The sequence below is a fragment of the Paraburkholderia aspalathi genome (assembly GCF_900116445.1).
In the GTDB taxonomy this organism is placed as follows: Bacteria; Pseudomonadota; Gammaproteobacteria; order Burkholderiales; family Burkholderiaceae; genus Paraburkholderia; species Paraburkholderia aspalathi.
Genome location: NZ_FPBH01000006.1, coordinates 122310 through 148955, shown reverse-complemented (window position 1 = coordinate 148955; position 26646 = coordinate 122310). Strand labels below are relative to the sequence as shown.

At 62.4% G+C, this 26646-nt stretch carries 22 protein-coding genes and 1 pseudogene; 16 read left to right on the top strand and 7 right to left on the bottom strand.

Annotated features, from left to right (window positions below; genetic code table 11):
* The first annotated feature begins 11 nt into the window (after positions 1 to 11).
* Positions 12 to 1673 (top strand): membrane protein insertase YidC, encoded by a 1662-nt coding sequence (yidC, locus tag BM438_RS12395; RefSeq protein ID WP_093634554.1) that lies wholly within the window; start codon positions 12 to 14, stop codon positions 1671 to 1673.
* A gap of 173 nt (positions 1674 to 1846) precedes the next feature.
* Here the strand turns inward: yidC and BM438_RS12390 are convergent.
* Positions 1847 to 2257, bottom strand: a pseudogene (locus BM438_RS12390) (transcriptional regulator); the annotation flags it as partial.
* Positions 2258 to 2606: 349 nt separating this feature from the next.
* Between BM438_RS12390 and mnmE the strand changes: the two are divergent.
* The 3 genes from mnmE to BM438_RS45480 all read left to right on the top strand — a co-directional run bounded on the left by mnmE (position 2607) and on the right by BM438_RS45480 (position 5840).
* On the top strand, positions 2607 to 4001 hold the full coding sequence (mnmE, locus tag BM438_RS12385) for a tRNA uridine-5-carboxymethylaminomethyl(34) synthesis GTPase MnmE (RefSeq protein WP_093634553.1): 1395 nt from the start codon (positions 2607 to 2609) through the stop codon (positions 3999 to 4001).
* A gap of 176 nt (positions 4002 to 4177) precedes the next feature.
* On the top strand, positions 4178 to 5389 hold the full coding sequence (locus tag BM438_RS12380) for a tyrosine-type recombinase/integrase (RefSeq protein ID WP_093634552.1): 1212 nt from the start codon (positions 4178 to 4180) through the stop codon (positions 5387 to 5389).
* A gap of 289 nt (positions 5390 to 5678) precedes the next feature.
* The gene (locus BM438_RS45480; protein ID WP_167378375.1) at positions 5679 to 5840 is read left to right on the top strand and encodes a hypothetical protein; all 162 of its coding nucleotides are present in this window, start codon (positions 5679 to 5681) and stop codon (positions 5838 to 5840) included.
* A 99-nt stretch (positions 5841 to 5939) separates the two neighbouring features.
* On the opposite strand, the gene BM438_RS12375 is transcribed toward BM438_RS45480, so the two are convergent.
* A complete protein-coding gene (locus tag BM438_RS12375; protein WP_054037047.1) occupies positions 5940 to 6281 on the bottom strand; it encodes a hypothetical protein in 342 nt (113 codons plus the stop codon).
* Between the two features lie 227 nt (positions 6282 to 6508).
* Here BM438_RS12375 and BM438_RS12370 point away from each other — a divergent pair, with 227 nt between their 5' ends.
* From BM438_RS12370 to BM438_RS12340, 7 genes are all read left to right on the top strand, one after another.
* On the top strand, positions 6509 to 8176 hold the full coding sequence (locus BM438_RS12370) for a methyl-accepting chemotaxis protein (protein ID WP_372450146.1): 1668 nt from the start codon (positions 6509 to 6511) through the stop codon (positions 8174 to 8176).
* 76 nt (positions 8177 to 8252) lie between these two features.
* Entirely contained in the window at positions 8253 to 8717 is a 465-nt protein-coding gene (locus BM438_RS12365) for a chemotaxis protein CheW (protein WP_093634551.1), read from the top strand.
* Complete coding sequence (locus BM438_RS12360) at positions 8714 to 10240, top strand: CheR family methyltransferase (protein ID WP_093634550.1); 1527 nt, start codon at positions 8714 to 8716, stop codon at positions 10238 to 10240. The genes BM438_RS12365 and BM438_RS12360 overlap by 4 nt, the downstream gene beginning before the upstream one ends.
* A complete protein-coding gene (locus BM438_RS12355; protein ID WP_093634549.1) occupies positions 10233 to 10916 on the top strand; it encodes a chemotaxis protein CheW in 684 nt (227 codons plus the stop codon). The genes BM438_RS12360 and BM438_RS12355 overlap by 8 nt, the downstream gene beginning before the upstream one ends.
* Complete coding sequence (locus tag BM438_RS12350; RefSeq protein ID WP_093634548.1) at positions 10913 to 13381, top strand: hybrid sensor histidine kinase/response regulator; 2469 nt, start codon at positions 10913 to 10915, stop codon at positions 13379 to 13381. Before BM438_RS12355 ends, BM438_RS12350 begins: the two co-directional genes overlap by 4 nt.
* 17 nt (positions 13382 to 13398) lie before the next feature.
* Positions 13399 to 14415: a chemotaxis response regulator protein-glutamate methylesterase gene (cheB, locus tag BM438_RS12345; protein WP_093634547.1), complete on the top strand. Its 1017-nt coding sequence runs from the start codon at positions 13399 to 13401 to the stop codon at positions 14413 to 14415.
* A 71-nt stretch (positions 14416 to 14486) separates the two neighbouring features.
* Positions 14487 to 15596 carry a diguanylate cyclase gene (locus tag BM438_RS12340; RefSeq protein WP_093634546.1) on the top strand — a complete coding sequence of 370 codons (1110 nt, stop codon included), beginning with the start codon at positions 14487 to 14489 and terminating at the stop codon, positions 15594 to 15596.
* On the opposite strand, the gene mdeB is transcribed toward BM438_RS12340, so the two are convergent.
* Positions 15597 to 18347, bottom strand: coding sequence for an alpha-ketoglutarate dehydrogenase (gene mdeB / locus BM438_RS12335; protein ID WP_093634545.1), 2751 nt, complete (start codon positions 18345 to 18347; stop codon positions 15597 to 15599). It lies immediately after the preceding gene.
* Positions 18348 to 18499: 152 nt separating this feature from the next.
* Between mdeB and BM438_RS12330 the strand changes: the two genes are divergently transcribed.
* A complete protein-coding gene (locus tag BM438_RS12330) occupies positions 18500 to 19027 on the top strand; it encodes an Lrp/AsnC family transcriptional regulator (RefSeq protein WP_093634544.1) in 528 nt (175 codons plus the stop codon).
* A gap of 30 nt (positions 19028 to 19057) precedes the next feature.
* Here the strand turns inward: BM438_RS12330 and BM438_RS12325 are convergent, their stop codons facing one another.
* On the bottom strand, positions 19058 to 19858 hold the full coding sequence (locus tag BM438_RS12325; RefSeq protein ID WP_093634543.1) for an SDR family NAD(P)-dependent oxidoreductase: 801 nt from the start codon (positions 19856 to 19858) through the stop codon (positions 19058 to 19060).
* 175 nt (positions 19859 to 20033) lie between these two features.
* Between BM438_RS12325 and BM438_RS12320 the strand changes: the two genes are divergently transcribed.
* Both BM438_RS12320 and BM438_RS12315 read left to right on the top strand, forming a co-directional pair.
* Positions 20034 to 20969, top strand: coding sequence for a GlxA family transcriptional regulator (locus BM438_RS12320; protein WP_093634542.1), 936 nt, complete (start codon positions 20034 to 20036; stop codon positions 20967 to 20969).
* Between the two features lie 81 nt (positions 20970 to 21050).
* Complete coding sequence (locus BM438_RS12315) at positions 21051 to 21521, top strand: HIT family protein (protein WP_093634541.1); 471 nt, start codon at positions 21051 to 21053, stop codon at positions 21519 to 21521.
* A 226-nt stretch (positions 21522 to 21747) separates the two neighbouring features.
* On the opposite strand, the gene BM438_RS12310 is transcribed toward BM438_RS12315, so the two are convergent.
* A complete protein-coding gene (locus BM438_RS12310; RefSeq protein ID WP_143131699.1) occupies positions 21748 to 21981 on the bottom strand; it encodes a hypothetical protein in 234 nt (77 codons plus the stop codon).
* Positions 21982 to 22202: 221 nt separating this feature from the next.
* Between BM438_RS12310 and speG the strand changes: the two genes are divergently transcribed.
* Both speG and sap1 read left to right on the top strand, forming a co-directional pair.
* The gene (speG, locus tag BM438_RS12305; protein WP_093634539.1) at positions 22203 to 22742 is read left to right on the top strand and encodes a spermidine N1-acetyltransferase; all 540 of its coding nucleotides are present in this window, start codon (positions 22203 to 22205) and stop codon (positions 22740 to 22742) included.
* Between the two features lie 448 nt (positions 22743 to 23190).
* On the top strand, positions 23191 to 23529 hold the full coding sequence (gene sap1 / locus BM438_RS12300; protein WP_093634538.1) for a surface attachment protein Sap1: 339 nt from the start codon (positions 23191 to 23193) through the stop codon (positions 23527 to 23529).
* A 259-nt stretch (positions 23530 to 23788) separates the two neighbouring features.
* On the opposite strand, the gene BM438_RS12295 is transcribed toward sap1, so the two are convergent.
* Both BM438_RS12295 and araH read right to left on the bottom strand, forming a co-directional pair.
* On the bottom strand, positions 23789 to 25522 hold the full coding sequence (locus BM438_RS12295; RefSeq protein WP_093634537.1) for an IlvD/Edd family dehydratase: 1734 nt from the start codon (positions 25520 to 25522) through the stop codon (positions 23789 to 23791).
* 39 nt (positions 25523 to 25561) lie between these two features.
* Complete coding sequence (gene araH / locus BM438_RS12290; protein WP_093634676.1) at positions 25562 to 26566, bottom strand: L-arabinose ABC transporter permease AraH; 1005 nt, start codon at positions 26564 to 26566, stop codon at positions 25562 to 25564.
* Between the last annotated feature and the right edge of the window lie 80 nt (positions 26567 to 26646).

The window sequence follows — 26646 nt, the reverse complement described above, 5'->3', positions numbered from 1 at the left end:
TGAGACAACGCATGGATATCAAACGCACCGTCCTATGGGTCATCTTTTTCATGTCAGCGGTCATGCTGTTCGACAACTGGCAACGCGACCACGGACGCCCGTCGATGTTCTTCCCGAGCGCCAACCCGACCAAGACCGTCGGTAGCGCCGCACCGGGAACCACGACGCCGGGAACCCAATCCGCCGATCTGCCGGCCACCACTGCTGCTGCGCCGGGCACTGCGCCGGCTGCCGCGGCTCAGGGCCAGCTGATCAGCTTCAGCACCGACGTCTATAACGGCGAGATCGACACCCGCGGCGGCACGCTGTCGAAGCTGTCGCTCGTCAAGCAAGGCGACGGCAAGCAACCCGATCTGGTCATCACGCTGTTCGACCGCACCGCGAACCATACGTATCTGGCGCGCACCGGTCTGCTCGGCGGCGATTTCCCGAACCACACCGACGTCTTCACGCCGGTGCCGAACCAGCCGCACGATCTGACGGGCGACGCCAAGTCGTTCCAGCTCAGCCTCGAGTCGCCGGTTAAGGGTGGCGTGAAGGTCATCAAGACCTACACGTTCACGCGCGGCAGCTATGTGATCGGCGTCGACACGAAGATCGAGAACGTCGGGACCGCGCCGGTTACGCCGTCGGTTTATATGGAACTGGTGCGTGACGACACGCCGGTGGAAACGCCGCGCTTCTCGCACACGTTCATCGGACCGGCTGTCTACACCGACCAGCACCACTTCCAGAAGATGACGTTCAGCGACATCGACAAGAACAAGGAAGACTTCGTCAATTCGGCCGACAACGGCTGGATCGCGATGGTGCAGCATTACTTCGCGTCGGCGTGGATTCCGCAGCAAGGTGCGAAGCGCGACATCTATGTCGAAAAGATCGATCCGACTCTGTATCGCGTCGGCGTGAAGCAACCGGTGGCGACCATCGCCCCGGGTCAATCGGTTGATGTGTCCGCGCGCCTGTTTGCCGGTCCGGAAGAAGAGCGCATGCTCGAAGGCATCGCCCCGGGCCTGGAACTGGTGAAGGACTACGGCTGGGTCACGATCATCGCGAAGCCGCTGTTCTGGCTGCTCGAGAAGATCCACAGCTATGTCGGCAACTGGGGCTGGTCGATCGTTCTGCTCACGCTGCTGATCAAGGCCGTGTTCTTCCCGCTGTCGGCCGCGAGCTACAAGTCGATGGCGCGCATGAAGGCGATCACGCCGCGTATGCAAGCCCTGCGCGAACGCTTCAAGGGCGATCCGCAGAAGATGAACTCGGCGCTGATGGAGCTGTACAAGACCGAGAAGGTCAATCCGTTCGGCGGCTGTCTGCCGGTCGTGATTCAGATTCCGGTGTTCATCTCGCTGTACTGGGTGCTGCTGTCGTCGGTTGAAATGCGCGGCGCGCCGTGGATTCTCTGGATTCACGATCTGTCGCAGCAGGATCCGTTCTTCATCTTGCCGGTGCTGATGGCCGTCTCGATGTTCCTGCAGACCAAGCTGAACCCGACGCCGCCGGACCCGGTTCAAGCCAAGATGATGATGTTCATGCCGATCGCGTTCTCGGTGATGTTCTTCTTCTTCCCGGCCGGTCTGGTGCTGTACTACGTCGTGAATAACGTGCTGTCGATCGCCCAGCAGTACTACATCACGCGGATGATGGGGCAGGCGAAGACGAAAGCGGCTTGATTGATGTCTTGCTTGAGGCGGGTGGTGGTAGCGCCCGCTGACTGATAGGCAGAAGTTAGCTGTAAAAAAGCCGCCCGGTTTGCGCCGGGCGGCTTTTTTTATTACTCGGCCGATTGGCCCTTATCTTTCGATGTCGTTCCCGATGTCGATGCGTCTTCAGGCGCGGCATCGGTTTCCTGTTGCGTGCCGCCGTCGAACTCCGTCATCAGTTCTTCCACCAGATTGCGCTGCCTCGGCGACAAACCCACGAAGCGGTTAGCCATCTTCGTGACAAGCTCGATCGTTTCCGGCGTCATCGGATACTTCTCGCCACGGGCAAGCGGCTTAGCCTTGCCGGAGGGCGTCGGCCCGTAGTGCAGCCAGTGAACGTCCTTCTGCAGCCACGTCGCTAGAACCTGCAACTTGTCGCGCTTCGGAATCGTCGTACCCGCGAGCCATTTGTGCGCGGTTTGTGGTGAGACGGCAGGGCCACTGCTATAAAGCAGATTGAATTCCCTGGCTAAATCGGTCCCACCCTTAATGTCTTTGGGGAGTGAGTCTTTCAGCCGTTTGGCGAAAGCTGCTTTTTCTTTGGAGGTCGGCATGGGCCCGATTGTGCAATTCGGCGCATTATCAGTGGACAACCAAACGCGCAATTTTATTGCTTAAATAAGCTATTTTTAGCCTGAAATCGGCAGCTAATAACGCGTTTCACGATTTTATAGAATTCCGTCTTTTCCTTGTGCAGCGTGCGTTTTAGGCACTTTGATGCGTCAGCGAGTCGCAAATGCGTCTTAAGCTATCTTAGCTTGTGTGAGATAAATCCTTATTTGTCTTATGCGGCTCATGCCGCCTTAGGAATCGGGCCCGAGTCCACAGCCGGTGGATGCCCCCGCGTTACAATGCCCGGCGCTTACTCATGCGCACTCAATCCCTTCTGACAGCCTCGTCCCCATGCTCGCCACCGATTCCGATCCGATCGTCGCCATTGCCACCGCACCCGGCCGAGGTGGAATCGGGGTCGTGCGGATTTCGTTCGGCCGCGCCGGGGAAGTCGCCGCGCAGCCGTTGATGCAAGCGCTCACTGGCCAGGCACTCGCGCCGCGTCACGCGAGCTATGTGCCGTTCCTCGATGACACCGGCAGCGCGCTCGATCGCGGCATCGCCCTGTACTTTCCCGCGCCGCACTCCTACACCGGCGAGCACGTGCTCGAGTTGCAGGGTCACGGCGGTCCGGTCGTGCTGCAACTGGTGCTGCAGCGGTGCATCGACGCTGGTCGTGCGTTCGGCCTGCGTCTGGCGGAGCCGGGCGAATTTACGCGACGCGCGTTTCTCAACGACAAGCTGGATCTGGCGCAAGCTGAAGCCGTTGCCGATCTGATCGAGGCCAGCACTGAGGCCGCTGCGCGCTCGGCGGGCCGCTCGCTCGACGGTGCGTTTTCGCGCGACATCCACGCGTTGGTCGAAGAGGTCATCACGCTGCGGATGCTGGTCGAAGCGACGCTCGATTTCCCGGAAGAAGAAATCGACTTTCTCGAAGCCGCCGACGCCCGCGGCAAGCTCACGCGGATCCGCGAGCGCCTTGTGCACGTGCTGAGCGAAGCACGCCAGGGCGCGTTGCTGCGCGAGGGTTTGTCGGTGGTGCTGGCGGGGCAGCCGAACGTCGGTAAGTCGTCGCTGCTGAACGCGCTGGCCGGCGCGGAGTTGGCCATCGTCACGCCGATCGCCGGCACGACGCGCGACAAGGTCGCGCAGACCATCCAGATCGAAGGCATTCCGCTGCATGTGATAGATACAGCCGGTCTGCGCGATACCGAAGACGAGGTGGAAAAGATCGGCATTGCGCGCACTTGGAGCGAGATTGAACGCGCGGACGTCGTGCTGCATCTGCTCGATGCACGCACAGGCATGACCGCCGAAGACGAAACGATCGCTGCGCGGTTCCCGAGCGGTGTGCCGGTGGTGCGCGTGTTGAACAAGACGGATCTGACGGGGCTCGCGCCGTCGGTGACACCGCTCGACGCGGATCTCGAACTCAGCGAAGTCGGGCTGTCGGCGAAACGGGGCGATGGCGTTGCGCTGCTGCGTGAGGAATTGCTGCGCATCGCCGGCTGGCAGGCGGGCGCGGAGAGCGTCTACCTCGCGCGTGAGCGGCATCTGATTGCGCTGCGCGCGGCCCAGGAGCATCTGGCGACCGCTGCGGCGCACGCCGATCAGAATTCCCAAGCGCTCGATCTGTTCGCCGAAGAACTGCGTCTCGCGCAGGATCAACTGAACTCGATCACCGGTGAATTTAGCTCGGATGACCTGCTCGGAGTGATTTTCAGCCGGTTTTGTATCGGCAAGTAAGACGGGTCGGCAGATTTCGGACAAAAGGCTTACCTGTCATGCCTGACAAGTCCTTTCCGAGTAGCCATCAGGACAGGCGTCAAATACCTTCTGTTGACCCAAATTCCCACATTTCTTTGGTACACAAAAGACAACCGGTTTAAAATCCCGGCTGTCCGTGCATCAAACGATCCGTCATGCCAAAACTAGCCGCCCCCCTCACCGAAACGCAGATCCGCGCGCTCGAACCGCGCGCCACCCGATATTGCGTCGCAGACGGCAACGGCCTCGTCATCGAGATCATGACGACGGGCACCAAAGTCTGGCGCTTCCGCTATTCGCTGAACGGCAAGCGTCAACCGCTCGTCACGATCGGCGATTACCGGATGATTTCGCTGCGGGTCGCGCGCGCCAAGGCGCAGAAGTACGCGGAGATGGTCGCGAGCGGCGTCTCGCCAGTGGCGACGGCACGTCGCGACCGCGGTGCGGAAAGCAAGGCAGAGGTACTGCGCGAAGGCGCCGAGCTCTATCTCGCGACGGAGATGGCCGGTAAGTCGGCGGAATATCAGCGCACCACGCGGCGCGCGCTCGAAAAGGACGTCCTGCCCGCCATCGGCGCCAAACCGATCAAAGCCGTCACGGACGACGACATCCGCACGATATGCGACCAGATCAAAAGCCGCGGCTCGCCCAAGATGGCGCTGCACACGCGCAACGCGGTCAAGCGGCTCTATGAGTACCTGATCGCCCGGCAACTCGCCACGGTCAACCCTGCAGAGCTGATCCCGGCACGCTTCATCGCGACGCCGGACAGCCGCACCCGCGTGCTCGATCCTGGCGAAATAGGCGCCACGCTCCGGGCGATCTACGCGTCGAACATTCGACGCCCGCTGAAATTGGCTTTACACCTGCTGGTGCTGACGATGGTGCGGAAATCCGACCTCGTCGAAGCGGCCTGGTCCGAATTCAACCTCGACGCAGCACGATGGACGATCCCCGCTGAGCGGATGAATAAGGACCGCAAGCACGTGGTGCATCTCTCGCACCAGGCGGTGGCTCTGCTTCGCGAGCTTCAGGACACGAAAACCAGCCGGAATTTCGTATTCCCGAGCGTCAGGGGCGACGACCGGCCGATCGCGAAGAGCACGCTCAATCAAGCCGTCAAATCGCTCGGGCTCGACGTCGAGCATTTCGTCCTACATGACTTTCGACGCACCGCCGCGACCCACTTGCGCGAGATGGGACAGTCTGCGGACGTGATTGAGAATGCGCTGGCGCATGCCGTCAAAGACGCCCCGGACGGAGGCCATCCCGCTGAACACGCCGCAGAACGGCGTCGGACGTTGCAACTATGGGCAGATTTTGTCGACGCCCAGATCGAGAGCAACCGACAAGGCGTGACAAGCTAAATGCGTCCGGCGCTGTAAACGCCGCGGGCGTCAGCCACCCGCCGCAACCCTCCTCGCCCGTGGCCAACAGCACACTTTTGGTACACAGAGAAAGAAGAGCAAGAGGCAAGTACCTTTCTAGAAAAAGAAAACCACCTCCCTCACTAGGTTCTCAATCCCCTACACCGCACCCCACAAGCCCGTTCACGTCAATCCAGCCGCGCCAACAGCCAACCGTTTAAAGCGACCTTTTTTCTCGCCGTTCATCGACTAAACTAAAACATCGATGCACATCGGGACGGAGGCTCCCATGTCTGAACCGTTAATGGCTTATTTGCTGGGACCCCTGGTGATGCTGGTGGTCGGCGTGGCGATCTGGGCCGCGTCCCACTATCACGAAAAGACGAAGCCGGAGCGCCTCGAACGCTGGCTCGACACGCATTATGCGGAGTGGTTGCATCACAAGCACTGAGCAGAGATACCCAACAAGAAAAGGCCGTCGCACCCTGCGACGGCCTTTTTCTCTCTCTAACGCGCGAGCATCAAAGCTGCGCGTGTCTGCTCACGTCCTTTACCAGCCCTGTTGAGGCTGTTGCGGATACCCATACTGTGCGGGCGGCGGCGCACCGCACGCGACATACGCACGCTGGTACTGGTCATAGCAGTATCCCGGCGGCGGCCCCGCGTACACAGGCGCCGGCTGATACACCGGCTGCGCATACACCGGTTGCGCATAGACCGGCTGCTGGTAAGCGACCACGGGCGCCGGATTCAACACGGACGTCACCACCGCGCCCAGCACGGCGCCGCCGATCAGCGCACCGACCACATCGCCGCCATTGCCATGCGCCGACGCTTGACCCGCCACGCTCAGGCTCCCCACCATCAACAACGCCACCGCAATCTTTTTCATGTTTCTCTCCCGCCGTTCAGGCATGGAACAGATTGTGTATGGCGCGCGCAGAAATAGATGCTGCAGTTGGTAACCGGCCATTACGGGTGTAACGCGTGGCTGGGCAACCGCCTCATCGACCGCCATCCATTCCCACGATCAATGTAAAATTCGCCGCATGACCCGTCGGACGAATCCGACGTCCGCAAAGCTTTCCGATCCTTCGACCCCGAGACCCACAAGTCGACATCGGGCGTCGAGCCCAAGCAAAAAAGTTAAGGGGCGTGCGCGTGAAACAATGGACCATCCGGCAACGGATTCTGTGCAGCTTCGGGATCGTGCTGATCGTGATGCTGGCAATGGCAATCGTCACTTTCGAGCAACTCAGCGGAATCGATCGCGACGCGAAGAGTCAGCAGGAAGACTCGATGCCCGGCCTCTACTACGCGACTGCGATGCGCGCGGCCTGGTTCGAGAACTACACCGTCACGCAGCGTCTCATTTACGTTGATACGGACCCCGAGTCCGTCAAGCGCGACACCGCAGCTTTGCAGGACACCGAGCAAACGCTTCAGAAGCTCCTCGGCGACTACGGCGCGACCATCTTCCGCGACAACGATCGCGAGTTCTTCAACGACTTTCGCCAGCAACACGCACAGTACCTGCCGATCCAGGCATCCCTGTTGAACGTCTTGCCGAGTTCGAAAGAGAACGCCGCGCACCTCTTCAACACGCAACTCACGCCGATCTGGGAAGCGGGCCGTGTCTCGGCGCGCAAGCTGGTCGAGAACAACAAGGCCGACGCCGACAAAGCCGCCGAAAACATCCGTAGTTCGGTTGAGGCGACCCGTGTCGTGCTGCTCGTCATGCTGCTGGTTGCCGCCATCGCCGCCGTGCTGGCCGGCTACTGGCTGCTGCGCGCGGTCACCACGCCGATGGCGAAGGTGCTGCAAGTCGTCGACGTCATGCGCACGGGCGACCTCACCCAACGTCTGCAACTGAACCGCGCGGATGAAATCGGCGCGCTCGAAGCGGGCTTTAACCGCATGACCGACGAGCTCACCGCGCTGGTTGGCCAGGCGCAGAAGTCGGCGGTTCAGGTGACCACGTCGGTGACGGAGATCGCGGCGACCTCGCGTGAACAGCAAGCCACCGCGAACGAAACCGCGGCGACCACCACCGAGATCGGTGCCACGTCGCGCGAAATCTTCGCAACCTCGCGTGACCTGCTGCGCACGATGAACGAAGTCTCCGAAGTAGCAGGCCAATCGGCCGCACTCGCCGGCACCGGTCACGCCGGTCTCGCGCGCATGGAAGACACCATGCGCCTCGTGATGGAAGCGGCCGGCTCGGTCAACGCGAAGCTCGCGATCCTCAACGAGAAGGCCAGCAACATCAACCAGGTCGTCGCCACCATCACCAAGGTCGCGGATCAGACCAATCTGCTCTCGCTGAACGCGGCGATCGAAGCAGAAAAGGCCGGCGAATACGGCCGCGGCTTCGCGGTCGTGGCAACCGAGATTCGCCGCCTCGCAGATCAAACCGCCGTGGCGACCTACGACATCGAACAGATGGTTAAGGAGATCCAGTCGGCAGTGGCCGCGGGCGTGATGGGCATGGACAAGTTCTCCGAAGAAGTGCGCCGCGGCATGCTCGACGTGCAGAACGTAGGCGGCCATCTCACGCAGATCATTCAGCAAGTGCAGCAACTCGCGCCGCGCTTCTCGATGGTCAACGAAGGCATGCAGACGCAAGCCACTGGCGCCGAGCAGATTACCCAGGCGCTGACGCAGCTCTCGGAGGCCGCGCAGCAAACGGCGGAATCGCTGCGGCAGTCGACCCAGGCCATCGACGATCTGACGCACGTCGCCAATAGTCTGCGCACCGGCGTATCGCGCTTCAAGGTGGTGGCCTGACGCGCCGCGGCGGGCTCACTGAAGCACGCCGACGCCGATCCACCCATACGCTTCTCCTACAGCCCAGCCCACGCCGATGCTCTTCATCCTCTTCACGCTCGATAACGAACGCTACGTGATCGACGCGACGCAGGTGGAGCGTCTGATGCCGCTCACGCCGCAGTCGCCGCCGAAGACGATCCCCGGCGCGCCGTCGTGGGTCGCGGGCGTGCTCGATCACGAGGGCGCGCCGCTGCCGGTGATCGATCTGCCGGCGCTCGCGCTCGGCCGCCCAGCCGCGCAGTTGATGTCGACACGCGTCGTGCTGGTGCGCTATCCGCATGCGGGCACGGTGCGCCTGCTCGCGCTCCTGCTCGAAGGCGCAACGCGCACCATCCGTCTGGACGCCGACGCGTTTCATGACGCCGGCATCGACATGCCGAACGCGCGCTATCTGGGGCCGGTGGCGAGCGAAGCAGGCGGTCTGGTGCAATGGATTCGCGTCGAGCATCTGTTGCCCGACGACGTCAAAGCCCTGCTGTTTCCCGAGGCGCACGCATGAACGCGCATCACGACAACGCGCCGCTCTATCGACGCTTCGCCGACTTGCTGCATCGAACCATCGGGCTCGATGCAGCGTCGCTCGGTCATCAGTCGATCGAGCGCGCGGTCGATCAGCGCGCCGCAGCCTGGTGCGCGGACGGTCACGCCGACGCCACGCTCGCCGACTACTGGGAGGCCACGTACGCGTCACCCTCGATGGTGCAGGCGCTGGTCGAAACAGTGGTGGTGCCGGAGACCTGGTTCTATCGCGACGCCGACGCGTTCAGGGCGCTCGCGCGTCTCGCGCACGAACGGCTCGACGAGCGCGGCACCGCGCTGCCGCTGCGGATTCTGAGTCTGCCCTGCTCCACCGGCGAAGAGCCGTACACGATCGCCATGACGCTGCTCGACGCCGGCATCGACGCGGCGCACATGCGCATCGACGCAATGGATATCAGCGAGCGCTCGCTGGCCCTCGCGCAGCGCGCCGTGTACAGCCGCAACTCGTTTCGCGGCAATGCGTTCCCGTTCCGCGACGCCCACTTCACGCGCACCGAAGACGGCTGGCGTCTCGCGCCGCGCATCGTCGACGCAGTCCGATTTTCGCGCGCGAACCTGATGCAACTCGATGCCGCGGCGCTCGGCGTCTACGACTTCGTGTTCTGCCGCAACGTGCTGATTTACTTCGACCGCGACGCACAGCAGAAGGCCCTGCATGCGCTCAACAGCGTGCTGGCTGAAAACGGCACGCTGTTCGTCGGCCCTGCGGAAACCGGGCTGTTGATGCGTTATGGCATGCAGTCGGCGAAGATTCCGCTGGCGTTCGCGTTCCATCGCGCTACGCCTGCTGAAGCGCAGTTGAACAGCTGGCACACCGCGCCGCTCGCTACTGCCGCGGCGCTCGCGATGACGCATTCGCCGGTGCCCGCGCTCGCGCCGTTGCAAGTGTTTTCTGCCGAGCCTTTTGCGTGGCCCGATCCGGTTGCGCGCACGCCGTTCAATGGCGGTTTGGCGCAGACGCCGTTTAATGCAAAGTCGCCGCTCGTACCATCGGATGGAGTCTCGCAGCGCACGTCATTGACAGGTATTTCTCAGAACACGCCGTCGAATGAGATTTCACAGCGCACGCCTTTAGGCGGTATTCCGCAGCCCACGCCGAAACCGTACAAAGCCGCGTCGCAGTCGCACGAGTTTGCGTCATCGCCCATCACCTCGCCGACCAACGCCGCACGCGACACGCTGCAAGCAGCGCACGCGCTGGCTGACGCGGGCCGTCTGACGGAAGCCGCGAACGCGATCAACGTCTATCTGGAACAGCACGCGCCGCACGCCGACGCGTTCTACCTGCTCGGTGTGCTCGCCGACGCCAGCGGCGATACGAACCTCGCTCGCGGCCAGTATCGCAAGGCGCTCTACCTCGACCCGCAGCACGCCGAGGCGCTCGCGCATCTGGCGACGCTGCTCGAGCTTGAAGGCGATCGCAACGGCGCGCGTCTGTTGATGGACCGCGCGTCGCGCGCACAGGGAGCGCAACGTGGTTGAAGAACGCACGGTGACCTTCGACGATTGCTGGAACCGCATCGGCGTGCGCGGCGATTCGTCGTGCGAGCGGCTGGTCGAATACGTGCGCTGTCTGAATTGCCCCGTGTTCGAAGCGGCCGCGGCCAAATTGCTGGAGCGTCCGATTCCGCTTGTGGATCTCTCGCTGAATGACCCTGACACGCCGGCGCGATTGCAGCGACATGATCAGCAAGACGCGAGTGAATCGTTCCTCATCTTCCGTATCGGCGGTGAATGGCTCGCGCTGCCCACGCCGATCTTCAAGCGCATCGTACAGACGCGGCCGATTCATACGTTGCCGCATCGGCAGCATCGCGCGGTGCTGGGCGTCGTGAACGTGCAGGGCGACTTGCTGGTCTGTCTGTCGCTCGCGCATCTGCTGGGTTTCGAAACCAACACCACTGCAGGCGACGACAAAGCCCGTCACGATCTGCCGCGTTTGCTGGTGGTCTCGCGCGCCGAAGAGCACGCGGTGTTTCCCGTCGATCAGGTCGACGGCGTGCATCGGATCGCGATCTCCACCTTTTGCCCACCGCCCGCGACGCTCTCGCACGCCGCCGCTGCCCATACGCGCGCCGTGGCTCCGTGGCGCGGCATGACGGTCGGCCTGCTCGACGCCGACGCATTGTTCGACACTTTGAACCGGAGTCTCGGATGACGGACGACCCGCGCCGCCCGTCGCTGATCGATCTCTTCCGCGAAGAAGCGCGGACCCAGGCACGCGTTCTCAACGACGGCCTGCTCACGCTCGATCGCGCGCCGAGCGATGCCGCCGCGCTCGAGGCCTGCATGCGTGCGGCTCATTCGTTGAAGGGTGCGGCGCGTATCGTTGGTGTGCAGGTTGGGGTCGAACTCGCGCACGCGATGGAGGATTGCTTCGTCGCGGCGCAGGAAGGACGCGCGTTGCTCGATGCCGCCTGGATTGATGAGTTGTTGCGCGGGGTCGATATCGTTGCGCGCATCGGTAATGACGAGGATGAATCGGCGCGTGATGCGGTCAGCGCGTGCGTCGCGTCGTTGCAAGCGCGGATGGTGGATGTGGTGCCCCACGGCGCGGCAATGCGAAGGGACGCTGCGCCACCGGCTGCTCCTGCTAGCGTCGATGGTTCTGCATCTGCTCGCAGCGTAGCCACCAAACCGCAAAACGCATCGGCCGACGCCGACCATGACGCTGACCCCGACGCCGCATTCAATCTGCTAGCCAGCGCCCTGCGCGCGGAAGCGACGCCTGCCCCAACCGCATCAGCCAGCACGACTGCAAATGGGTCCACCCTCGCCTCTACGATCCAGTCCGCACCTGCAAGCGCCTCAGCGGCCGTTCCTGCAAGCGCCCTTGCATCCACGACAAACGAATCAAGCGCCCCAACAACAGACCCCGGCCGCATGCTGCGCGTACGCGCCGACAACCTCGACCGGCTGCTCTCCCTATCCGGCGAATCGCTGGTCGAATCGCGCTGGCTCAAACCCTTCGCGCAATCGATGCTGCGCGTCAAACGCGTTCAACGTGACGGCACACGCGCGCTCGACCAGCTACACGAAACACTCGCCGACCTGAAGCTCGACCCGCGCGCGCACGCCGCGCTCGAAGAACTGCGCCGCCTCACAGCAGAATCGCAACACCTGCTCGCCGAGCGCCTGGCCGATCTGGAAAGCTTCGACCGCCGCTCGACCCACCTGTCGCAGCAGCTGTACGACGCCGCACTGCAATGCCGCATGCGCCCCTTCGGCGACGGCACCAGCGGTCTCGCACGCATGGTGCGCGACGTCGCGCGTTCGCTCGGCAAAAAGGTGCGCTGGCAACTGGTCGGCGAATCAACTCAGGTCGACCGCGACATTCTCGATCTGCTCGAAGCGCCGCTCGGCCACATGCTGCGCAACGCGATCGACCACGGCATCGAAGCGCCTGAGGTTCGTCTCGCGCGCGGCAAGCCCGAAGAAGGCACGCTGACGCTCGACGCACGTCACACGGCCGGTGCCCTGCTCATCAGCGTCTCCGACGACGGCGCGGGCATCGATCTCGACGCACTGCGCACGTCGATCGTTCGCAAGAAACTGGCGAGTGCGGAAACGGCCGCACGTCTGTCTGAAACCGAACTGCTCGAATTCCTCTTGCTGCCCGGCTTCTCGCTGCGCGATCAGGTCACCGAGGTGTCGGGCCGTGGCGTCGGACTCGACGCGGTGCACGACGTCGTCAAGCGCGTGCGCGGCACGGTGCGCATCACGCACGAACCCGGCGTCGGCACGCGCGTGCAGTTGCAGTTGCCGCTCACGCTCTCGGTGATTCGCAGCCTGCTCGTCGAAGTCGCGGGCGAGCCGTACGCCGTACCGCTCGCACATGTGAACCGCACGCTACACGTGAGCCGCGCGGATATCGAATTGCTTGAAGGCCATCAGCACATCGCCTTCGACGGCCGCCGCATCGGCGTCGTCACCGCGCATCAGATTCTCGACACCGCGCCACCCACCAACGAAGGCGATACCGTCAGCCTGATCGTGATCGGCGACGGTGAAGAAACCTACGGCGTGGTGGTCGATCGCTTTCTCGGCGAGCGGATGCTGGTCGTGCAGCCGCTCGACCCGCGCCTCGGCAAGATCAGGAACATCACCGCCGGCGCGTTGATGGAAAACGGCGACCCGGTGCTGATCGCGGATGTCGACGACTGGCTGCGCTCGGTCGAAAGGCTCGTCGCAGGCGGCGATCTGAAACATATGCAGCACGGCGCGGCCCTCACCGCCCGGCGCGTCACGCGACGCGTGCTGGTGGTCGACGATTCGCTCACCGTACGCGAGCTCGAACGCAAGCTGCTGGCGACACGCGGTTACGACGTGACGATCGCCGTCGACGGCATGGACGGCTGGAACGCGGTGCGCGGCGAACACTTCGACCTCGTGATTACCGACATCGACATGCCGCGCATGGACGGCATCGAACTCGTCACGCTCATCAAGCGCGATCCGCAACTGCAGTCGCTGCCGGTGATGATCGTCTCGTACAAGGATCGTGAAGAAGACCGCCGCGCCGGCCTGAACGCGGGCGCGGATTACTATCTGGCGAAAGGCAGTTTCCACGACGAAGCACTGCTCGATGCAGTGCGTGATCTGATCGGCGAAGCTTACGGTTAAACCCACGGGTAAAACGGATGAAAATCGGAATCGTCAATGACCTGCCGCTCGCTGTCGAGGCACTGCGCCGCGCGCTTGCTGCGCGCCAAGACTACGAGGTGCTATGGGTCGCGCAGGACGGCCAGCAGGCGGTCGATTTCTGCACCGCGCAGCGACCCGACATCGTGCTGATGGATCTGGTGATGCCGAACGTCGACGGCATCGAAGCCACGCGCCGCATCATGGCGAAGGCGCCGTGCGCGATCCTGATCGTGACCGTCGACGTGGGCGCGAATGCGTGGCGCGTCTACGAAGCGATGGGCGCGGGCGCGCTCGATGCGGTGGATACGCCCTCGTTGAGCGGTCCCGACGCGAACAAAAGCATCGCCACCCTGATCGCCAAGATCGACAGCATCGCCGCGCTGGTCACCGAACGCAATGCGCCTGGCGCAGCAGCTGCGGCGGCGCCCAGAACCGCGACGAACCGCGACACGCCGCTGGTTGCAATCGGCGCCTCGGCAGGCGGCCCGGCAGCACTCGCTACCTTACTCGCCGGCTTGCCGAAGGATTTCCCAGCGGCAATCGTCATCGTCCAACACGTCGACGCGGCCTTCGCCGCCGGCATGGCCGATTGGCTGAACCAGCAGTCGGCGCTGCCGGTGCGGATCGCCAACGAAGGCGACCGGCCGCAAGCGGGCATCGTGCTGCTCGCCGCCACCGACGATCATTTACACCTGAAACTGCCCAACGTACTCGGTTACACGAACGTGCCGGCGGAAACGCCCTACCGGCCTTCCGTCGACGTGTTTTTCCATAGTGTCGTGGCGCGCTGGCCGGCGCGGGCGATCGGTGTGCTGCTGACCGGCATGGGCCGCGACGGCGCGATCGGGCTCAAGGCGATGCGCACCAAGGGCTATCACACGATCGCGCAGGACGAAGCGACCTGCGCCGTGTACGGCATGCCGAAGGCGGCCGCGGCGCTCGATGCCGCCGCCGCGATCCTGCCTCTGCCCCGTATCGCCGCCGCGCTCGCTGCTGCCGTCGGCACACGTTAAGGCCCGATAGGCGCACACTAGCCGCACATTAGCCCGCTACGACTCACTGACATTCATTCTGGCTGACCAATATGGACACTCCTAAACCGCATCAGACCGCCACCGCGCCGGAGCTCGCAGAACAGGACGCGAACGCGCAGGCCTACGCGGAGGACGCACCCAATAGCGCCATCGATGACGCGTTAGCGCGCATCCTCGGCAATCCGCCCGCGGCAGAGTGCCCGATCATGGTGTTGCTGGTGGACGATCAGGCGATCATCGCCGAGGCGGTCCGCCAGGCGCTGGCCGACGAAACGAGCGTTGACTTCCATTACTGCGCGTCGCCCGAAGAGGCGGTGCGCTGCGCCGAGGAAACCCGCGCAACGGTGATCCTGCAGGACCTCGTGATGCCCGGCACCGACGGCCTCACCCTCGTGCGGCAATACCGGCAGAAACCGGCAACGCGCGATATTCCGATCATCGTGCTGTCGACCAAGGAAGAGCCGCTCGTGAAAAGCGCGGCCTTCGCCGCCGGCGCCAATGACTACCTGGTGAAGCTGCCGGATCGCATCGAGTTGATCGCGCGGATTCGCTATCACTCGCGCTCGTATCTGAACCTGTTGCAGCGCGACGAGGCGTATCAAGCCCTGCGCCAGTCGCAACAGCAGTTGCTTGCAACCAATCTGGAACTGCAGCGACTCACGCATTCGGACGGATTGACGGGTTTGTCGAATCGACGCTACCTCGATCAGTACCTGGCCGCCGAATGGCGTCGCGGCACGCGCGACAAGACAGCCCTCGGCTTTCTGATGATCGATGTGGATAACTTCAAGGCCTACAACGACACCTACGGACACGTTGCCGGCGACGAAGTGCTTAAGCGCGTTGCGCACACCGTCGAGTCGTGTCTGGGACGTTCACCCGATCTCGCGGCCCGGTTTGGCGGCGAAGAGTTCGCGGTGGTGCTGCCGGGAACATCATCGGGCGGCCTGCACTTGCTTGCCGAGAAAATCCGCCTCGCAATTGAAGGGCTCGCGATCCCGCATGCGGGATCGGCGGCGGGCGTCGTGACGATCAGTATCGGCGCGGCGAACCTCGTGCCGTCCGCTACCGAACCCGTGACGACGTTGATCGAAGCCGCCGACGTCGGACTGTATCGGGCGAAACGCGACGGGAAGAATCAGGTGTCGGTGAGCGGCTGATCAGCATTGCCACGAAGCGGCGCCCACGGGCGCATCGCTTCGATACTTGCTGCGTGCTCCGGCGAGCACGCTTGCATCGATTGCGCCTTCGTCCACCAGCGCCTTCAACGACGCGATCACGATCGACTTGCGGTCCACTTCGAAGAACTCGCGCAACGCCTGGCGCGTGTCGCTGCGGCCGAAGCCGTCCGTGCCGAGCGTCACATAGCGGCGCGGCACGTAGGCCCGGATCAGTTCGGGCACCGCGCGTACATAGTCGGTCGCGGCGATAATCGGGCCGTGCGATGCTTCGAGCGCTTTCGTGACGTACGGCGCCTCTGTCGGTTCGCCAAGGCGCGCATTTCTCTCCGACGTCATCCCGTCACGCTGCAACTCGGTGAAGCTGGTCACGCTCCACACCGCGGCTTCAATTTGCCAGTCGTCCTTGAGCAGTTGCTGCGCCGCGATGACTTCACCGAGAATCGCGCCCGCGCCGAGCAACTGCACCTGCGCTGAAATTGCCGACGTTACCGCCTGCGCATCCCCGCCAAGCGGATAGATGCCCTTAAGAATGCCCTCACGCAGCGTCGTCAAATCACCACCTGGCACCGAAGGCTGCGCGTAGTTCTCGTTCATCACCGTCACGTAATAGAACACGTCGCGCTGCTCTTCGACCATCTCGCGCATGCCTTCGTCGACGATCGCGGCAACCTCGTAAGCGAACGCCGGATCGTACGCGCGGCAATTCGGAATCGTCGATGCCGCCAGATGGCTCGTGCCGTCCTGATGCTGCAAACCCTCTCCACCGAGCGTCGTCTTACCCGATGTCGCGCCGATCAAAAAACCTCGCGCGCGCTGATCCGCCGCCGCCCAGATCAGATCGCCGATCCGCTGGAAGCCGAACATCGAGTAGTAGATGTAGAACGGGAGCATCGGCAGGTTATGCACGCTGTACGAGGTCGCCGCCGCGATCCACGACGATACCGCGCCCGCTTCCGAAATCCCCTCTTCGAGAATCTGCCCTTTGGTGTCCTCGCGGTAGTACAGCATCGAGCCGAGGTCTTCCGGCTCGTACAACTGCCCGAGCGGCGAATAGATGCCGACCTGGCGGAACATGTTCGCCATGCCGAAGGTGCGCGCTTCATCCGCGACGATCGGCACCACGCGCGGACCCACTTCGTTGTCCTTGAGCAGCGCGGTCAGCATGCGGACCAACGCCATCGTCGTGGACATTTCGCGGCCATTCGAATCCAGCGCGAATTGCCCCCAGGAGGACATCGGCGGGACGATCAGCCCCTTCGATGCCACTTTCCGCCTTCTGGGCAGATAGCCTCCCAGGGCAGCCCGGCGAGCGTGCAGGTATTGCATCTCCGGGCTGTCGTCCGCTGGCTTGTAAAACTTCACCTGTTCGACGTCCTCATCGGTGAGCGGCAGGCGAAAACGATCGCGAAACGCCTTGAGGTCGTCGAAGCCGAGTTTCTTCTGTTGATGCGTGGTCATGCGGCCCTGGCCCGAGGTGCCCATGCCGAAGCCCTTCATCGTCTTCGCGAGAATCACCGTCGGCTGGCCGCGATGGCCGAGCGCCTTCGCATACGCCGCATGCAGCTTGCGCACATCGTGGCCGCCGCGGCGCAAGCGGTCGATGTCGTCGTCGCTCAGTTGCGCGGCGAGCGCGGCAAGCTCCGGGTTCTGGCCGAAGAAACGCTCGCGGTTGTACGCGCCGTCATTAGCCGAGAAGGTCTGAAACTGGCCGTCGACGGTGTGTGCGAACGCGCGCAGCAACGCGCCGGTGCGGTCGCGTGAGAACAGCGCGTCCCAGTCCGAGCCCCACACCACCTTGATCACGTTCCAGCCGGCGCCGATGAAATGCGCTTCGAGCTCGTCGATGATGCGGCCGTTGCTGCGCACCGGCCCGTCCAGGCGCTGCAGATTGCAGTTGATGACGAATACGAGGTTATCGAGCCCTTCGCGCGCCGCAATCGAGAGCGCGCCGGTCGATTCCGGCTCGTCCATCTCACCGTCGCCGAAGAAACCCCACACTTTGCGGCCTTCCGTTTGCACGAGGCCGCGATTGGCGAGATAGCGCATGAAGCGCGCTTGGTAAATCGCGTTGATCGGACCGATGCCCATCGAGCCGGTGGGGAACTGCCAGAAGTCCGGCATCAGCCACGGATGCGGATACGAGCACAACCCCGGCCCGCCGATCTCGCGACGGTAATGCTGCAGATGCTGTTCGGAGAGAAAGCCCTCGAGATAAGCCCGCGCATACACGCCCGGCGACGAATGCGGCTGGAAGTAAACGAGGTCGCCCGTGCCCTCCTCTCCGCCCGGCGCCGCGGCGCGAAAGAAATGGTTGAAGCCGACCTCGAACAGATCCGCCGCCGACGCGTAGCTCGCGATATGGCCGCCGAGTTCGCCGTACGCCTGGTTTGCGCGCACCACCATCGCCAGCGCATTCCAGCGCAGCGCGCCGGCCAGACGTTCTTCGAGGTCGAGATTGCCCGGATAGCGCGGCTGCTGATCGAACGGGATCGTGTTCTGGTACGGCGTGACATTGGTCCGCGCCGATTCCACACCCAGTGACAGCGCATGCCCCGCGAGCTTGTCGAACAAAAACTGCGCGCGATCACGGCCGACATGCTCGACCACGGCATCGAGCGCTTCCAACCATTCGGCGGTTTCCTGCGGATCGGCATCTTCCGGCTCCGCACGCTCCGCGCGCTGGAGATCCAAAGACTGCAACTGCTTGCTACCGCTGGACAAATCCGTCATGGCACCACTCCCGCATTAACGCGTTCGGCTCAAGATCAAGTGAGTCAATGGTAACCACGTGCTCACAAAATGAGCATCTCATTTGCTTGTGATCCCGCACTGGGATAGGCTATTTATTCCGGATTTGGCCAACACGACAGAATATTTACTCTATGACCACGCCACCCAGACGACTCGACCGCATCGACATCGGCATCCTGAGCCAGTTGCAGCAGAACGCGCGCATCACCAATGCGGATCTGGCCCGCTCGGTGAATCTGTCGCCCACGCCCTGCTTCAACCGCGTGCGCGCGCTCGAAAAGCTCGGCCTGTTCAAGCAGCAGGTCACGCTGCTGAATCCGGAGCCGCTCGGGCTACGCATCAACGTGTTTATTCAGGTGAGTCTGGAAAAGCAGGTGGAAGACGCGCTGACTCGCTTCGAGCAGGCGATTTCGGAGCGCCCCGAGGTGATGGAGTGCTATTTGATGACAGGCGACGCCGACTATCTGCTGCGCGTGGTGATGCCGGATATGCAGACGCTGGAGCGGTTCATCGTCGATCATCTGACGAAGATTCCGGGCATCTCCAATATCCGGTCGAGCTTTGCGCTCAAGCAGGTGCGCTACAAGACGGCGTTGCCGCTGCCGTCGTCGGGACTGACACTGGTCGATCCCAACGACGTTTCAACCGACTGGCGCTAGGCGCTCGCGAGGCGCACACCAAGCCAGCGATTACCCGCGTGTGTAACGCGCAGCCGGCAGGCTGTGCGACAGGTTCGGCCCGAGATGCTGGCGAGCGGTGTTGAAGCGCTCCCAGTCGGCCGCGTCCGGCAAGGACGGAATCGTCACGAGTTCATGCTGGTCGAGACCCACGAGCGCGGCGTCCACCATGTCCTCGGCGGTCATCACGATCTGCGACGGCAGATGTTCGACCGCGAGACCGGCGCGGTCCCAGAACGCGGTGCTGGTTGCGCCCGGCAGCACGGCCTGCAATTGCACGCCCTTGCCGCCCACTTCGTGATGCAGCGACTGCGTCAGGTTCAACACGTAGGCCTTGGTGCCGCTGTAGGTGCCGTTCAGCGTTTCAGGCGACAGCGCGACGATCGACGAGATATTGATCACGATACCGTTGCCGCGCTCCACGAAACCCGGCACGGCTGCCGCCGTCAGCCGCGTCAGTGCTGTCACGTTCAGCTCGATCATGCCGTCGAGGTCATCGATATTCGAGTCGATCAACGAAGCCGTCGCGCCGACGCCTGCGTTGTTGACCAGCATGGTGATGCCACGGTCGGCGCGCAGACGTTCCTCAACACGCCGCTGGTCGGCCTTGACGGTCAGATCGGCGGCAATGGTCTCGATATGGCGGCCGGTTTCCGCGGTCAGACGCTCGGCTACGCCCGTCAGACGTTTGACGTCGCGCGCCACCAGAATCAGGTCGTAACCGCGCCGTGCGAGGCGGTCCGCATAAACCGCACCGATGCCCGACGATGCGCCCGTAATCAATGCCGTGCCCTTGTTTGCTTGCGTTGCCATGGTGAATCTCCTTGCGGGCTTGGCGCGTCACGCCTGAGCCCTGATCGATGAATGGGGAAGACTGAAACCTCCGCCGCTGCGCCTTTTTTGTGGGCATCGCGGTGTTGACGAGTGAAGTCTAAGCGCGTAGCCTCTTGTCTCAAATGTCGTATTTACCTCGTTTTAGGACATCGCAATGAAACGCGTCGGCGTGGTGGTTTTTCCCGGCTTCCAGATCCTCGATATGGTGGCGATCTCCGTGTTCGAGCTGGCCAACCTCGAGGTCGGGCAGCCGGAATACCAGGTGGAAGTCATCTCCGAATCGGGCGGGATGGTGCGCAGCTCGGCGGGCGTCGAGGTTGCGACGAAGGCGTTCGGTGACCCGGCGTATGACACGGTCGTCGTGACGGGCGCGATGCAGATCGAGCCGTCATCGGCGGGATTGCTGGGGTTTCTGAATGACGCCCTCGCCGCCTCGCGCCGCACCACCAGCATCTGCACCGGCGCTTTCGTGCTGGCCGAAGCGGGCATCCTCGACGGCCGGCATGCCACGACCCACTGGTACCACGCCCGCAACTTGCAGCAGCGCTTTCCCGATACGCGTATCGACGAAGACCGCATCTTTGTCGCCGACGGCTCGGTGTGGACCTCGGCCGGCATGACGGCCTGCATCGATCTGTGTCTGGCGCTGGTCGAAAGCGATCTCGGCGTCGAGGTCTCGCGCGCCATCGCCAAGAAACTGGTGGTCTATCACCGGCGCACTGGCGGGCAGTCGCAGTTCTCGGCCATGCTCGACCTCGAGCCGAAGTCCGACCGGATTCAGGACGCGCTGTCATACGCGAAGAACCATCTGCGCGAGCCGTTGACGGTCGAACAGCTCGCCGACGTCGCGCATCTGAGTCCGCGCCAGTTCAGCCGCGCCTTTCGTGACGAAACGCGCCAATCGCCGGCCAAGGCCATTGAGGCGTTGCGTGTGGAAGCCGCCCGGGCCATGCTCGAAGCAGGCCGTCACTCGATGGAAGCTGTCGCGGCCGAAACCGGCTTTATCGATACCGAACGGATGCGGCGCGCCTTTCTGCGCGCGTTCGGCCAGCCGCCGCAAGCGATTAAACGGGCAGCGCGCGCGATGTAGCAGTGTGTTGTAACAGAGGTGGTGGACAATATCGCCGACAGCATCTCCACTTTGAACCGTACGGCAACTAGAGGACGCGTGATGAACTACGACGACAGCAATCCCTTCGCGAAGATTCTGCGCGGCGAATTACCCTGCATCAAAGTGGCGGAAAGCGATGCCGCGCTGGCCTTCATGGACCTGATGCCGCAAGCCGACGGTCACATGCTGGTCGTGCCGAAGGAAGCGGCGGTTGAGATTTTCGAGTTGTCGGATGCGTCGACGGTGGCCTGCATGCGCATGACGCAGAAACTCGCCATCGCCGTTCGCGCGGCCTTGCGCCCGGACGGCGTGTTCATCGGACAGTTCAATGGCGCTGCGGCGGGACAAACGGTGCCGCACGTGCATTTTCACGTGATCCCGCGCTGGGAAGGACAGCCGCTGCGCATGCATGCACGCGATGTCGCCGATGCGGCCACGCTCGAAGCGCTCGCCACGCGCATTCGCAACCATTGGCGCGCCCCTGCAGACGGCGCGAAGGCCGAGGACGACGCAACTGGTCACGCCCCGTAATATGTGTAATGGCCGGTGAAACCAGCCGCACGCGCTAGACGGCTAGACTGGCGTCTGCCTTGTACCCGCAAGGCATTGAGTGTGGATCTCTTTTCAGCCTGCCCGAAACGGCAGGCTTTTTTATTTGCGGGTCTGATTGTGGGTCTCGTTCGTGGGTCTCACGCGAAGCGCCCTCGCCTCGCAGCGACGCTTGCAGCGCGATGATCGATGCATTCCCCTGAAAGGGTCAAACCCGATGCCGCGAGCGGCGCAGCGGATGCCGCCAGTCACGGCGCGGCTTCGTGGGCTCAAGATGCAGGTCATGCAGATGCCGATGCTCCTGCCACAATTCGTCGGAAAAAAGAAACGCGACGATGAGCAGCGGGATGACCAGAAAGGCGCCTAATATCAAGTGCTCGATCACGGTAGCCTCCATCGCAAGAGCATGATTTTCATTGTAGAGCACCGCATGTGCCCACACGGTGCCAAGCCCCTCACAAATTTGCGATAAGCGGCCTGCGACAACGCGACGCCCCTCCCTTGCCGAACCCGCGCAGCGTCTCGCGCTTCGCAAGAACGCGCTGCGCGGGCGCGAGGCGTTGTAAGAACTCCCTGCGCTGAGGCCTGACTAACAGGAAACGCAAGCCTGAGCTCTCACGCTGAGCCTGCGCAATCAAACCAATAATTCTCAAGGGGAATCCAATGACTATCGAACGCAGCAGCGAACTGACCCTGCGCCCGCTCGAGCGCACCGATCTGCGCTTCGTCCACGAAGTGAACAACAACGCAAAGATCATGCGTTACTGGTTCGAAGAGCCTTATGAAACGTTCTCCGAACTGACCCAGCTCTACGATCAGCACGTGCACGACCTGCGCGAGCGCCGCTTCGTGGCGATCGACAACGACGGCCAGACCGTCGGTGTCGTCGAATTGATCGAACTGGACTATATCCACCGGCGCGGCGAGTTTCAGATCATCATCGCGCCGCATGCGCAGGGCCGCGGCTATGCCACCGTCGCCACGCAGCTCGCGATCGACTATGCGTTTTCGGTGCTGAACCTGCGCAAGGTCTACCTGATCGTCGACAAGTCGAATACCGCTGCCATCCACGTCTATGAGAAGTGCGGTTTCCGGCACGAGGCCGAGTTGATCGAGGAGTTTTTCGGCAACGGCCGCTATCACAATGCGTTGCGCATGTGCATGTTCCAGTCCGAGTTCTTCAAGACCAATCAGCACGGCTGAGTACCCTAAACCGCGTCGCCCAGGCACGCGATGCTGCGTCGCCTAGGGCACCTGGCACCTTTTATCTTCTGTATACACACCGTTATTTCGTGATTTTTGATTAGTCGGGTGAATGACTTTGTGTGCAATGCACCAAACACCTGCATTAATTGTAGTAAATCACTTAATTGGTGCCTCGCGTTTACGCCAATACGCGCCGCAAAGCTTTACTGGTTAAAGCGGCGCACCCTGCACGTCTTTTAGTTATCCGTTTCAATCAGCCCTGTTTAAGCGACTGCTCAAGGCTTAAGCAGGTGCGGCAGGTGGTGCGACAATTCGCCGCTGTTGCGACCGCACACAAGATGTGCTTGTCGTTCTTGCGCGTTCTCCTAAAGTGCAAGGTGCGGGTTCGACGTTAAAGTTAAATACATAGCTAACCTGAGTAATTCAACCCGCACCGGAGGAAAATATGAAAACGCGAATCGCCCTTGTTTTCGCCATTGCGGGATTGGCTGCCGCTTCTGTTCAGGCTCAAGACTCCATGGTCAAGCCGCAGCAAACAATCCAGTTCAAGGCCAACGCGTATGGCTGTCTGTCGAAAGATAAACTCGACGCCGCCGATGTCCACGCGCAAGCCGGTGAACAGCAAAAGATGCAGGAATTCTTCTCGGGATATCAGTGCGTTTCGACGCCGGAAAACTCGAGTTTCCGCGTTGTGCGCGTAGTCGGCCATGACGTCGAATTCGTCAATGCCGGCAATAGCGATACGCAAGGCCTCTGGGCAAACGATCGATTCATCAAACAATAAGCTAAACGCCAATACCCCGGGTAAACGCCCGGGTTGACGGGTTTTAATTTGCGCTACAAACCCTCTGATAAAAAACTGAGGGGCTGCGAACCTGCGAGTTAAAAATCGGCTGGGCATTACGTGCCCGGCCGCTTTTTATTTCTGCGCGCGCTTTCCATAACGTAACGCCGATAAAAAAGCCGATGCGGGCTTTCGATCCGCATCGGCAATACGCCTTCTCGCAAAGCGCAGGGAGAAACGGCTAACCGTTAAAAAACAATCAATGCGAGTCGCGCGGCACCGGCGCGCCGCTCGATCCGACCAGGAAGTCCAGATCCGCCCCCTGGTCCGCTTGCAACACGTGCTCGACGTAGAGCTTGTAGTAGCCGCGCGTAGGCGGCGCAGGCGGCTGCCAGGCAGCGCGCCGACGCGCGAGCTCTTCGTCGGTGACATCCAGATGCAGGCGGCGGGCGCCGACGTCGAGTTCGATCATGTCGCCGGTCTGCACGAACGCGAGTGGGCCGCCTGCAGCCGCTTCCGGCGATACGTGCAGAACCACCGAGCCGTATGCCGTTCCGCTCATGCGGCCGTCCGAAATACGCACCATGTCCGTGATGCCTTTCTGCAGCACCTTCTTTGGCAGCGGCATGTTGCCGACTTCAGCGAAACCCGGGTATCCCTTCGGCCCCGCGCCCTTGAGCACCATGACGCATTGCTCATCGATATCGAGCGAGTCGTCGTCGATCTTCGCGTGCAGCTCCTCGATGTTCTCGAATACCACCGCGCGGCCGCGATGTTTCAGAAGATGCGGCGTTGCCGCCGAGGGCTTGATCACCGCGCCGTTCGGCGCCAGGTTGCCCTTGAGCACCGCAATGCCGGCCTTCGGCTTGAACGGCTCGGCGAACGTCGTGATGACCTTCTCGTCGTGATTCGGCGCGTTGCGCACGTTGTCCCAGATCGTCTTGCCGTTCACCGTCAGGGCTTCGCGATGCAGCAGGCCTTGCTCGCCGAGTTGCTTGAGCACGGCGGGCAAGCCACCCGCGTAGTAAAAGTCTTCCATCAGGTACTCGCCTGACGGTTGCAGATTCACGAGACACGGCACGTTCGAGCCGAGCTCCCAGTCTTCCAGCGAAAGCTCCACGCCGATGCGCTTGGCCAGCGCGATCAGGTGCACGACCGCATTGGTCGAGCCGCCGATCGCCGCATTGGTGCGGATCGCGTTTTCGAACGCCTGACGCGTGAGGATCTTGTCCATCGTCAGGTCCTCGCGGACCATATCGACGATGCGCCGGCCGGCCAGATGCGCGAGCACTTGCCGGCGTGCATCGACGGCGGGAATCGCGGCGTTGTGCGGCAGGCCCATGCCGAGCGATTCGACCATCGAAGCCATCGTCGACGCGGTGCCCATGGTCATGCAGTGGCCGCGCGAGCGGTTCATGCACGACTCGGCTTCGGTGAATTCTTCCTGCGTCATCGTGCCGGCGCGCACTTCTTCGGACATCTGCCAGACGCCCGTACCCGAGCCGATGTTCTTGCCGCGGAACCGTCCGTTGAGCATCGGTCCGCCCGACACGGCCAGTGCGGGAAGATTGCACGACGCCGCGCCCATCAGCAGCGCCGGTGTGGTCTTATCGCAGCCGACCAGCAGAATCACGCCGTCCATCGGATTGCCGCGAATCGACTCCTCGACATCCATCGAAGCCAGATTGCGAAACAGCATCGCGGTAGGCCGCAAATTGGTCTCGCCGAGCGACATCACCGGAAACTCGAGCGGCAAGCCGCCCGCTTCGTGCACGCCTTTTTTCACGTACTCAGCGAGCTCGCGAAAATGCGCGTTGCAAGGCGTCAGTTCGGACCACGTATTGCAGATGCCGATCACCGGGCGTCCGTCGAATTCGTCGTGCGGAATGCCCTGGTTCTTCATCCACGAGCGATGCAGAAAGCCGTCGCGATCTTTGAGGCCAAACCACGCCTGGCTGCGCAGCGGCTTTTTAGTCTGGTTGGAATCAGCCATGAAATCTCCTGTTGACAAGCATGTAGTGCGGGGCGCGTGTCAGTGCACGCGCTTGCTGCGGCGGTACTGATCGAACAACACCGCGAGCAGCAGAATCCCGCCGCGAATCAGGTATTGGTAGAAGGTCGGCACGTTCATCAGGCTCATTGCGTCCTGCACGGAACCCATGATCAGCACGCCGACCAGCACACCGGAAATCGTTGCGACGCCACCCGTCAGCGAGACGCCACCGAGCACGCACGCGGAGATCACGCCGAGTTCGAGACCGACCGACGTTTTCGGGTCGCCGAGACTCATGCGTGACGCCAGCATCACGCCGGCAAAGCCCGTGACGAGGCCCTGCAATACGAACACTGTGATCTTGATTCGGGTGACCGGCAAGCCCGCGAGCAAAGCGGCCTCGCTATTGCCACCCACGGCCAGCACGTTTTTGCCGAACACGGTTTTCTTCAGCAGAAAACCGAACAGCACGAAGCCGACAATGTTGCTCCAGATCGGATAGGAAATACCGAGGAACGCGCCGCCGCCGAGGTCGAAGAAACGCTCTTCTGAAATCATCACCGCGTCACCGTTCGACGTGATGAAAGCGAGGCCGCGCACGACCTCCATCATCGCAAGCGTGACGATCAGCGAGTTGATCTTGTAGCGCGCAACCAGCACGCCGTTGACCAGTCCGACCGCGCCGCCAGCGAGCACACCGGCCGCGATGCCCAGCGTCACGCTATGCGTCGCGGTAATCAGGGTGGACGCCACCACACCCGCGAACGCAACGATCGACGCCACCGACAAATCTACTTCGCCGAGCGCGAGCACGAACATCATCGTTACGGATATCGAACCAATTAGCGTGACGGAGAGCAGCAAGCCTTGGATGTTTCGCGAGCTCAAGAAATCCGGCACGGTGAACGACAAAGCCGCGAACAGGATGATGAACACCATCACAATGCCGGACTTGTTGATCAGGTCCCAGGTGCGCGCGGCGCGCGCGCTCAGGCCCGAGGAAGCGATGGCTGGCGTAGAGGAGTCGGTTGAGGGTGTCTGCATGATGTCTATTCCGTTTTCGATGGCGTGACGCAGTTGCCGTCGGTTGCATTCAGTGTTCTTCGGTTGATTCGCGAACGCGG